The sequence below is a fragment of the Flavobacterium anhuiense genome (genome assembly GCF_004151235.1).
Classification (GTDB): Bacteria; Bacteroidota; Bacteroidia; order Flavobacteriales; family Flavobacteriaceae; genus Flavobacterium; species Flavobacterium anhuiense_A.
In genome coordinates, this window is sequence record NZ_JUIV01000005.1 from 77,446 (window position 1) to 86,872 (window position 9,427).

Annotated in this window: 11 protein-coding genes and 1 pseudogene; 9 read left to right on the forward strand and 3 right to left on the reverse strand. The window is 32.6% G+C overall.

Annotated elements, in window-relative coordinates; all coding sequences use genetic code 11:
• Positions 1-93 precede the first annotated feature (93 nt).
• Positions 94-1,005 (reverse strand): nuclear transport factor 2 family protein, encoded by a 912-nt coding sequence (locus tag NU08_RS08950; RefSeq protein WP_129746798.1) that lies wholly within the window; start codon positions 1,003-1,005, stop codon positions 94-96.
• Positions 1,006-1,255: 250 nt separating this feature from the next.
• On the opposite strand from NU08_RS08950, the gene NU08_RS08955 reads away from it, so the two are divergent.
• The 3 genes from NU08_RS08955 to NU08_RS08965 all read left to right on the forward strand — a co-directional run bounded on the left by NU08_RS08955 (position 1,256) and on the right by NU08_RS08965 (position 2,939).
• Positions 1,256-1,849 carry a hypothetical protein gene (locus tag NU08_RS08955; RefSeq protein ID WP_129746799.1) on the forward strand — a complete coding sequence of 198 codons (594 nt, stop codon included), beginning with the start codon at positions 1,256-1,258 and terminating at the stop codon, positions 1,847-1,849.
• A gap of 128 nt (positions 1,850-1,977) precedes the next feature.
• Positions 1,978-2,463 carry a GNAT family N-acetyltransferase gene (locus NU08_RS08960; RefSeq protein WP_129746800.1) on the forward strand — a complete coding sequence of 162 codons (486 nt, stop codon included), beginning with the start codon at positions 1,978-1,980 and terminating at the stop codon, positions 2,461-2,463.
• Positions 2,464-2,465: 2 nt separating this feature from the next.
• On the forward strand, positions 2,466-2,939 hold the full coding sequence (locus NU08_RS08965; protein WP_129746801.1) for a MarR family winged helix-turn-helix transcriptional regulator: 474 nt from the start codon (positions 2,466-2,468) through the stop codon (positions 2,937-2,939).
• Between the two features lie 2 nt (positions 2,940-2,941).
• Here NU08_RS08965 and NU08_RS08970 read toward each other — a convergent pair whose 3' ends face one another.
• Positions 2,942-3,298 carry a winged helix-turn-helix transcriptional regulator gene (locus tag NU08_RS08970; protein ID WP_242502517.1) on the reverse strand — a complete coding sequence of 119 codons (357 nt, stop codon included), beginning with the start codon at positions 3,296-3,298 and terminating at the stop codon, positions 2,942-2,944.
• 107 nt (positions 3,299-3,405) lie between these two features.
• Here NU08_RS08970 and NU08_RS08975 point away from each other — a divergent pair, with 107 nt between their 5' ends.
• From NU08_RS08975 to NU08_RS08985, 3 genes and pseudogenes are all read left to right on the forward strand, one after another.
• Positions 3,406-4,038: a nitroreductase family protein gene (locus NU08_RS08975; RefSeq protein ID WP_129746802.1), complete on the forward strand. Its 633-nt coding sequence runs from the start codon at positions 3,406-3,408 to the stop codon at positions 4,036-4,038.
• A gap of 269 nt (positions 4,039-4,307) precedes the next feature.
• The gene (locus tag NU08_RS08980; RefSeq protein WP_129746803.1) at positions 4,308-4,685 is read left to right on the forward strand and encodes a hypothetical protein; all 378 of its coding nucleotides are present in this window, start codon (positions 4,308-4,310) and stop codon (positions 4,683-4,685) included.
• A gap of 127 nt (positions 4,686-4,812) precedes the next feature.
• Positions 4,813-5,265, forward strand: a pseudogene (locus NU08_RS08985) (transposase); the annotation flags it as partial.
• A 178-nt stretch (positions 5,266-5,443) separates the two neighbouring features.
• Here NU08_RS08985 and NU08_RS22440 read toward each other — a convergent pair.
• Positions 5,444-5,947: a hypothetical protein gene (locus NU08_RS22440; protein WP_207214063.1), complete on the reverse strand. Its 504-nt coding sequence runs from the start codon at positions 5,945-5,947 to the stop codon at positions 5,444-5,446.
• A 309-nt stretch (positions 5,948-6,256) separates the two neighbouring features.
• Between NU08_RS22440 and NU08_RS08995 the strand changes: the two genes are divergently transcribed.
• The 3 genes from NU08_RS08995 to NU08_RS09005 all read left to right on the forward strand — a co-directional run bounded on the left by NU08_RS08995 (position 6,257) and on the right by NU08_RS09005 (position 9,412).
• Positions 6,257-7,015, forward strand: a complete 759-nt coding sequence (locus tag NU08_RS08995) for a helix-turn-helix domain-containing protein (RefSeq protein ID WP_129746805.1) — start codon at positions 6,257-6,259, stop codon at positions 7,013-7,015.
• A gap of 30 nt (positions 7,016-7,045) precedes the next feature.
• Positions 7,046-8,245 (forward strand): FAD-dependent oxidoreductase, encoded by a 1,200-nt coding sequence (locus tag NU08_RS09000; protein WP_129746806.1) that lies wholly within the window; start codon positions 7,046-7,048, stop codon positions 8,243-8,245.
• A 105-nt stretch (positions 8,246-8,350) separates the two neighbouring features.
• A complete protein-coding gene (locus tag NU08_RS09005) occupies positions 8,351-9,412 on the forward strand; it encodes a BamA/TamA family outer membrane protein (RefSeq protein ID WP_129746807.1) in 1,062 nt (353 codons plus the stop codon).
• The last annotated feature ends 15 nt before the right edge of the window (positions 9,413-9,427 follow it).

The window sequence follows — 9,427 nt, forward strand, 5'->3', positions numbered from 1 at the left end:
AAAAATGATAAAGATGGGTTCAAAATTATAGAAAATTACTAGTATTTAATAACAAACAAAAGAAATAAACAACATGCTAAATCGTCCAAAAAGTTAATCATGATTTACCATCTGGCGAAAAAGCATTAATTCTCCATCTCCATTTCTTTTCCAGACATTGATACTTTTTCCTTTTACATTTCCGTTGCGATCGCCGTCGCTCCAGTCAACATTGTAAAAACCGAATTCTACAATGGCTTTTTGAGTGAAAATAATATTTGAAGTCAAAATTGAAATCTGTTCGATACGCAATGTGCCTGGCTTTTCATGTTCTGTAAAATAAGCCGTAATCTCTTTTTCACCAGAAAGAATTGGAGTATAATACGTCAAATACATTGCATCAGGCATAAACATTTTGGCGTGTTCTGCTCCTTGCCTGTTTTGAACCAACTTTTTAATGTTATTATTTCTCTCCTTTACTTCTAAAGTTAATTTATCAGATGAAATATACTCTTTTGTTGGCGGAATTGCGGCATCATCTATGTTTGGAATGTTTTTATCATCAAAATAACTTGCGGAACCCCAAATCTCGGCCGCAATCGTAAGAAGTTGATTCTTTTTGGAAGGTTTGGCCCATAAAACTGAATATTTTCCGGAATAAGAAAATGCATTTTGTCCATTTAGACTTAAATTTTCGGCAAAAGTTCCAATTTCTAAAACATAGTTTCCAAAGTCCTGCAGTTCCAAAATTGTTTTTTGATAAGAATTAATTTTTGCCTGTGCTAGCCATTGTTCATAAAATGCTTCAATTGCTTTTCTCCCTAGACGTTGCCTGCTGTGTTCTGGCATAAATATGGTTTCATCTGTATAAGCTTTTGCCAAATCGCCCTGATTTCCTTTTATAAAAACATTTGCAAATGAAGTATTATACTCTTCAATTTGTTTTTTAATAACCGAATCACTTTTACTTCCTTGAGCAAAACCAGCAAATGCAAAAAGAAGAAAGGCTAAACTTAACTTGATCATAGCATATATGTTTTGGTTAAGACACAAATATACAACATTGACATTCAGCATCTTAAAAACAAATCAAAGGATTTAAAAACAACTTTCCAATAGCTCTATTTTTACTAGAAAGAATCAAAATGGAAAGTTAATTTTTAGAAAAATAACCATTAATAAGACAATAATTAGTTTTATAAAATGTTTATATATAAAAGATTATGATGCATCTAATCTTCGATATAACCCCTCAAGATTAATATTTATACAAAAAATGAAAAAAATATTTTTAATAATAGCCTTTACTTCTTTTTCGCTACACAGTTTTGCTCAAGAACTTGATAATAAATTCAAATCAATTCCAGCAAAGAAATCTCCTGTAAAAGAAGTTATTCCGCCAAAAGAAGCCGCACCCAAAGAAAATCCGCCGGCACCTGTCGAAAAACCTGCGCCACTGCAAGTTAATCCAGACGAACTATTTAAAAACACAAATCTCTATAAGCCAGAGGCCAATGTAGAAGGAATTTTTTACAGAAGAAATCAGTTCTTAGGAAACTTTAATACCACTGCTACTACTTCTACTATTATGTACCGTGATGCAGCCTTTGTAGACGGTGATAAAGTAAAAGTATATTTGAACGATAAAGTTATTGAGCCAGAAGTCTTTTTGAATGGCGATTTTAAAAGTGTCAAAATAAATCTTGAAAAAGGAATCAATAAAATTGATATCGAAGCTTTAAACGAAGGTTTTGCTTCTCCAAATACAGCCGAATTTAAAGTTTATGACGATAAAGGCCAAGTTATTTCGTCAAGCGAATGGAATGTTGGTACGGGATATAAAGCTGTTATTGTTTTAGTTAAAGAATAAAACTCAGAAACAAAAAATTGTAATAAATCATAAAAAACACTTAAAACTGCTGGTTTCAGCAGTTTTTTGCTTGGATATATGTAGTTAACTACGTAGTTTTGTACTCATATTTAATTTTTGAAATTATCATGAAGATTCAGCCAATAAAAAATGAGTGCGAAAACCAAATCGTAGATCTAATATTAAACATTCAGCAAAAAGAATTCAACGTTTCGATTACTTTAGAAGATCAGCCAGATTTACTGGATATCGAAAACTTCTACTATAAACCAGGCGGCATTTTTCTTGGCGCATTTATAGACCAAAAACTTGTTGGAACAATTGCTTTGGTAAAGTTTAGCAAAGAAGGCGCAGCTATTAGAAAAATGTTTGTAAAGAAAGAATTCCGAGGAAAAGAGTTCAATATTGCGCAACAGTTATTGGAACAATTAATTAAGTACAGTGAAGAAAACGGAATTAAAGACTTATATTTAGGAACGGTTTCTATATTAGAGGCTGCTTTGCGCTTTTATGAAAAGAATAATTTTATTAGAATACAAAAAGAATCGCTTCCTGCCGATTTTCCGTTAATGAAACCTGATAATGTTTTTTGTCATTTAAAATTAAATCCATAAAAATGAATATAATTGACGAAATTGGCATCTTAGCCATATCAACACGTCTGCAGCGTCTTAGCGAACAATTTCGCAAAGACGGCGCGCAGATTTATACTTATTTTAATATTGATTTTGAACCTAAATGGTTTCCTGTAATTTACACGCTGCATGTAAAAGAAATGCTAAGCGTGGTTGAAATTGCTAATGAAATTGGTTACAGCCATCCTTCAACCATTAGTTTATTAAAGGAGCTGGAGAAGGAAAAAATGATTAGTTCTAAAAAAGACAAACAAGACGAACGCAAGAGATTGATTATCTTAACACCAAAAGGCAAAGAACTGGTTACTAAAATGCAGCCCGTTTGGGATATTATGAGAAAAACTTTGTACGAAATCACCAATACTCAGAACAACCTGCTTAAAGCAATAGAAGAAGCAGAACAAAATCTGACTAGACAAAGCCTTTTTCAGAGAGCTATTGAACAAAAAAGTTAAGTTTATTCTTTACCCGTAATCTTTTTTCTATGATTATGCCCCCACTTTGCTAGAGAATCAATCACTTCTTTTAAGGTATGCCCATATTCTGTTAATTGATATTCAACTGTTATGGGCTGTGTATTTAAAACAGTTCGTGTTACCAATTGATTTTCTTCGAGATTTTTCAATTCTCTGCTCAGCATTTTTCCTGAAATCCCTTCAACTTCCTTTAATAAATCAGAAAATCTTAAAGTATTAAAGCAAAGTGATGCTATAATAGAAATTTTCCATCTTCCGTTTAAAATATACATGGCGTCATGCACTGCCATAATATGCTGATTGCATGATTTTTTATCGTGTATGGGCTCTTTTATCATATTCTATTGATAGGTTACCTCAATGTTACAGTTACTTTTGGTAATCAGATGACAAAAATACACTGAAAGTTTTTACATTTGAATACAAATTTTAATTATAAAGAAAAATGGCCTTAATAGATGCATTAAAGTGGCGTTATGCTACAAAAAAAATGAACGGACAAGCTGTTCCGCAAGAAAAAGTAGATTACATTCTTGAAGCTGCAAAACTAGCTCCATCTTCTTCTGGATTACAGCCTTACAAGATTTTTGTAATCACTAACAAAGAATTAAAAGAAAAGCTTAGAGCTGTGAGTTTTGACCAAAGCCAAGTAACTGATGCATCTCATGTTTTGGTTTGGGCTGCTTGGGACGGCTACAGTTTAGAGAAGATTTCTGCTGTATTTGACAGAACAATTGCTGAAAGAGGAATTCCTGCCGATGCAATGGATGAGTACAAACAAAGACTTTGGGGAATGTATGAACCTCTTGGTCAAGAATGGCACGCTAACCACGCTGCAAAACAAGCTTATATTTCGTTTGGTGTAGCTATTGCCGCAGCTGCGGAACAACAAGTAGACGCAACTCCAATGGAAGGTTTTATTCCTGCAGAAGTAGACAAGCTTTTAGGTTTAAGTGAACTTGGACTAAAAAGTGTTTTAGTTTTACCTTTAGGATATAGAGACGATTCGAACGATTGGCTTGTAAACTTGAAAAAAGTGAGAACTCCACATGATGAATTTATAACAGAAATCAAGTAAAAAATTAATTTTTGCTTAATTCAGAATGCTTTTGAGATAGTGTTACAGCACTATTTCAGAAGCATTTTTAGTTTAAACATTTCATTTTCAAACTAAAACGCAATTTAGTTTGGTAAACACAAAAAACCGATTTTACGAAGCTTCTATTATTTTTTAATTATATACAAAAAAAGGTACGCATTGCGGATAATTAAATAATATTGTATCCCTAATTTTGTTTTTATCCAAAACAATTCAATCTTATTTACAACAACTAAAATTCTAACATTATGTCTGATTTTTTAACGCAATTTGGGGAAGACCTAAAAAAGAACGTCCCAGGGTTCATCGCAGTTTCTGTAGCTGAAATTGCAAGCGGTATGTCGTACTATTCTCAATCTGTAGTGTCAGATTTTGATCCCGAATTGGCATCAGCTTACAATCTTGAAGTAGTTAAAGCAAAAATGAATGCCATTAAAGCTTTAGGACTACAAGGACAGGTAATTGATAATATCATGATTACACTAAGTTCTCAAATTCACATCATTGATGTATCTGACAATCAGGAATATTTCATTTACTTGGCTGTAGATTCTACAAAAGCTAATTTAGGTATGACAAAATCTATCCTTAATAAATACAAAAAAGAAATCGTAGCTAAATTATAACACAATTTTACCTCTTGTAAAAAGGAATATTCTGAGTACAGAATATTCCTTTTTATTTTTTATACAAAATGCTCCTGTTTCTTTCAAAATATTTTATATTTCGAAACGTAAACAGGGATTGGTATAAATGGAATTACGCGCTTATTTTGAAAAATATTCTGATGAAGCAACTTGTATTGAAGTGCTCAAAAACAAACGTTTAGAGAACGGCCTTTTGTGCAGGAAATGTGGCCACAATGCGCATTCTTTCAGACAGAGCGACTTAAAATTTCAATGCCGTAAATGCGGCAGCCGTACTAGTCTCCGTTCAGGAACTGTGATGGAAAATTCGAATCTTCCTGTTCGATATTGGATGATCTGTATCGAATTGATGACACTTTCACATAGAAGATTATCCATACTTAGAATTCAATATCTTTTAGGACATAAACGTTACGAACCTATTTGGATGATGGTGCAGAAAATTCGTCTAGTTATGAAGATTAGAGACGAAAAATATAGATTAAGGGCTTATTCTGAATTTGATTCTGAATTTCTTCAAAAAATTGACAAACTTACCGTAAAGAAAAAAGCAGAAAGCAGTAAATTGTAAGTTATGAGTTTTAAAACGCAGGATTTAAATAAAAATAGCCACAAATTAAAAGATTAAAATGATTTCAATTTCTAAAAATCTGTGCTAATCCTGTAATCTGTGGCTTTATAATTCTACTGTGATTGCTTTGGAAAATTTATAATTAACCATTCACAATTCACAATTATTATTTCTTCTTATTCTTTTTAGCTTTAGATCGTTTTGCTTTGTTTTTAGCGATTTTTTTAGCCTTTGCTTTCTCCTTAGCTTTTTTTGCTTTGGCTTTCTTTTTAGCTTTCGCTTTTAGTTTTGCTTTTTTCGCCTTTTCCTTCTTTTTGTCTTTTGCTTTTTCTTTTTTCTTAGCTGTAGCTTTTTTCTTTTTAAGCTTTTCTTTTTTCTCTTTGTCTTTCACTTTTTTGTTTTTTTTAGATTTTGGCTGATCTTCATTTTCTTCTGATGTTTCAGCTTCTGCTTCAGATACCGTTTCTTCTCCCGATTCTTTATTTTCTATTACTTCTTCAGTTGCAGCTTTTTTGGGAGCTCTTTTAGGTTTTGGTTTTGATTCTGAAATTTCTACAGCCGATTCAGCTTCCGATGTCGGAGTTTCCTGCTGTTCATTTTCTTCGTTTGAAACAACTGGAGCAGCTTCTACTTCCTGATCGATTTCATTAGCAAGTACTTCTTTTGTCATTATTCTGTTAATTTTAAGAGATTAATTAAATTTATTTTGGATTAAACTAATTTTTAATGTTATTAAATCATTAAATTAACATCAAAAAATAATAAACAAAGATAGATTGAAAAAGACATTCGCCAATGTTAAGTTTTTTGTGAGTACAAAAAACAGAGTGTATTCATTTAAAAATCAAACATTTACCCAATGTTAAGTTTTTCATCGTCCTTTTTTTGAAATTTAAAACGTCTTTACAGCCTTTTAGAGCTGTTCTTTCTTTACAAAAATGAGTGGCGAATTGCATAATTTCGTTTTAAATTTGATGAAATGATTCACGATTTAGCATATCAATCCATTAAGCCCAACAAAAACCTTTCAGATTTTGTGGATAGTTTTTGGCGTATGGAGAATAAATCGGATCAAACTTTAGAAACAATTGGCCTTCCAGACGGTCGAATAGATTTGTCACTCATAAAAACCGCTGAAACTTCTTTTCAAATCAGACTTCTAGGTTTGGGAACGCAGCAATACGAAAAAGGAAAAATTCCCGCCAATAGTCTCACTTTTACAATCAGTTTTAAACTTCCTGCTGTTGAATATGTTTTTCATGAAAGCATTTCAGATCTTTTAAATTCTGGAAAACTGCTTGCAAATAATTTTTGGGATTTTAATGAAGATGATCTTGAAGATTTCGAATTATTCTGCGCAAAAGCTTCTTTAAAAATTAGCTCTTTATTAGAAAAAGAAATTGATACTAGAAAGCAAAAACTATTTAGGCTCATTTATGAAACTAACGGAGATATGACGGTAAAAGAATTATCAGAAAATTCAAATTGGAGCAGCCGTCAAATCAACAGATATTTTAATCAGTATTTTGGAGTTTCATTAAAAGGATATTGTTCTATTCTTCGTTTTCGCGCTTCTTTGGAACATATTGCAAAAGGAAAATTGTTTCCCGAAGAGAATTTTTCAGATCAAACCCATTTTATTAAAGAGATCAAGAAGATTTCGGGTTCACTTCCGAGAGAATTATTTCAAAACAAAAACGACCGATTTATACTATTATCTGCTCTTTCATCCAAATAATTTTGTGGCATAGATTTTAAATACAAAACTATGTTACTACAAAATAAACATGTTGCCATTATTGGCGGCGGAATGGGCGGTTTAATGTTGGCCCGTCTTTTACAATTACATAATAATAATGTAAGAGTTTACGAAAGAGACCTCAACTCTGAAGTTCGCGTTCAAGGCTCTCCATTAGATTTACATGAAGATTCGGGTTTAATAGCCATGAAACAAGCTGACTTATTGGATGAATTTTATAAAAACATTAGACCAAACGCCAGCAAAGCCCGAATTGTTGATCAAAATTTTAATCTGAAATTTGATGAACATTCCATTATAAAAGAGTCTTTACAAACAAATTCAGAGGAAAACAATTCAAATTCACTTCAAGACATTTCAAAACCTCGTCCAGAAATAGATCGTTCAGTGCTTCGAAACATTTTATTGAATTCTCTTTCTCCTGATTCAATTGTTTGGAACAGCCAATTTACTGCTATGGAAAAAGAAAATGAAGGTTGGCGAGTGCATTTTAAGAATGGAACTACCATTTATGCAGATTTGGTAATTGCCGCAGATGGCGCAAATTCTAAAATCCGTCCATATATAAGTGCAGAAAATTCAATTTATTCTGGCATTACCATGATTGAAGGAACAATTTACAATGCAAAAGAAAATGCTCCCCATCTTTTTGAGTTTTCGAAAGGCGGAAAAGTTCTTGCCTTAGGAAAAGAACAAACCATTATGTATGGCACAAAAGGAGATGGTTCTCTGATGTTTTTGCTTAGCAGTAAAATTCCCGAAAACTGGATTTCAGAAAATGATTTAGATTTTAAAAACAATCAAAAGATTTTTGAATGGTTTAAAGAAGTTTATCAAGATTGGAGTTCTGAATGGAATGAGTTGTTTAAAAGCAACGAATTGTATTTTATTCCACGTCCGCAATATTATTTTCCGTTTAACCAATCTTGGGAAACACAGGAAAATTTGACTATGATTGGCGACGCAGCGCATAGAATGCCTCCTTTTGCTGGAAAGGGTGCTAATTTGGCTTTGTTAGATGCTTTTGAATTGGCCGATTGTTTAACCAATAATGAGTTTCCGGATATGAAAACTGCCATTTCTCACTTTGAAAAACGAATGCTGGAAAGAGCCGCGATTGCATTAGAAAATACTTTAAGAAATGGAGAGCAGCTTCATTCTGAAAATGCTTTAGAAAGATTACTCTCTATATTTAGCAAAACAATTTAATCTTAATTCATTTTATTTCAATTGCTTATATTTTTTACATAAATTTACAAATACCCGAAAAACACTTTCTTCGCCAATATAAGTTTCACCAAATAAATTTATACCATGAGGCATTTTCTACTCCTATTCTTATTTGCTAGTTTCATGCATTCTTCTTTCGGACAAAAAACAGCCGATTCTATTCCGAAAAAAGAAAAGAAAATTGAACTGCGAGTAATGCCTTATCTAAGTTATAATCGAAATCTTGATTTTATGTTTGGCGCAATTCCGATGGCAATGTATAAAGTGAATCAAGCCGATACTATTTCTCCCAAATCATTATCGGGAATGTCTGCCATTTATACGACCAATAAATCGTATGCTTTGGCCTTTTTTAACAAATGGTATTTGAATGAAGACAAATGGCGTTTGAAGTTTTTCTTTTTTAATGGAAATCAGAATTCGCAGTTTTATGTGGATGATATTGATCAGCCTGATTTTTATGATTACGGAACCAAAATAACTGTCGTAAGCGTTGGAGGCCAGCGCAAAATAGTTGGTAAATTCTATGGCGGACTTTCTTATACTTACTCACATTACAATACAGTTTATGAAGATAATATTTCTCCTTCTTCTGTATCACATAGTAATGCTTTGGTTGTAAATCTATTATATGATACTCGAGATGCTGTTTATTATCCAACGAAAGGATACAAGATTAAATTGGATTGGTCTACTTATCCTGATTTTTTAGACAACGAATTGGCATCAAATAGAATCTCATTTCAAGCCAATAAATACATTCCAAATCGAGAAGGTAAAGATGTTATTGCCGCGCGTATTTATGGCAAATTCGGTCTTGGAAATGTAGCGTTTGAACAGCAGAGCACAATTGGCGGAACAGACATCCGTGGTTATTCTGAAGGAAAATATAGAGGTGCTGGACTAATGGATGTTCAAGGAGAATACCGTTATAACTTTGCGAAAAAGATGGGCCTTGTTGGCTTTTTTGGTATTGCAACAATTTACGGTTCTGACACTCCAAGCTTTGATTGGAAAATTTATCCTGGTGGCGGTGTTGGCTACCGATACAACCCTTTCAAAAAATCAAAATTTAATGTCGGTTTAGATGGTGCAGTTGGTAAAGGAGATTGGGGAGTTTATTTTAGAATCGGTGAAGCTTTTTAACTTTTATAGAATTAT

Bases quoted from the DNA above. Each gene is read 5' to 3' on its own strand.
- NU08_RS08960 (WP_129746800.1), top strand. From the start codon at position 1,978: ATGAAGATTCAGCCAATAAAAAATGAGTGCGAAAACCAAATCGTAGAT.
- NU08_RS08980 (WP_129746803.1), top strand. From the start codon at position 4,308: ATGTCTGATTTTTTAACGCAATTTGGGGAAGACCTAAAAAAGAACGTC.
- NU08_RS09000 (WP_129746806.1), top strand. From the start codon at position 7,046: ATGTTACTACAAAATAAACATGTTGCCATTATTGGCGGCGGAATGGGC.
- NU08_RS08970 (WP_242502517.1), bottom strand. From the start codon at position 3,298: ATGATAAAAGAGCCCATACACGATAAAAAATCATGCAATCAGCATATT.
- NU08_RS08995 (WP_129746805.1), top strand. From the start codon at position 6,257: ATGATTCACGATTTAGCATATCAATCCATTAAGCCCAACAAAAACCTT.
- NU08_RS08965 (WP_129746801.1), top strand. From the start codon at position 2,466: ATGAATATAATTGACGAAATTGGCATCTTAGCCATATCAACACGTCTG.
- NU08_RS08975 (WP_129746802.1), top strand. From the start codon at position 3,406: ATGGCCTTAATAGATGCATTAAAGTGGCGTTATGCTACAAAAAAAATG.
- NU08_RS09005 (WP_129746807.1), top strand. From the start codon at position 8,351: ATGAGGCATTTTCTACTCCTATTCTTATTTGCTAGTTTCATGCATTCT.
- NU08_RS08955 (WP_129746799.1), top strand. From the start codon at position 1,256: ATGAAAAAAATATTTTTAATAATAGCCTTTACTTCTTTTTCGCTACAC.
- NU08_RS08950 (WP_129746798.1), bottom strand. From the start codon at position 1,005: ATGATCAAGTTAAGTTTAGCCTTTCTTCTTTTTGCATTTGCTGGTTTT.
- NU08_RS22440 (WP_207214063.1), bottom strand. From the start codon at position 5,947: ATGACAAAAGAAGTACTTGCTAATGAAATCGATCAGGAAGTAGAAGCT.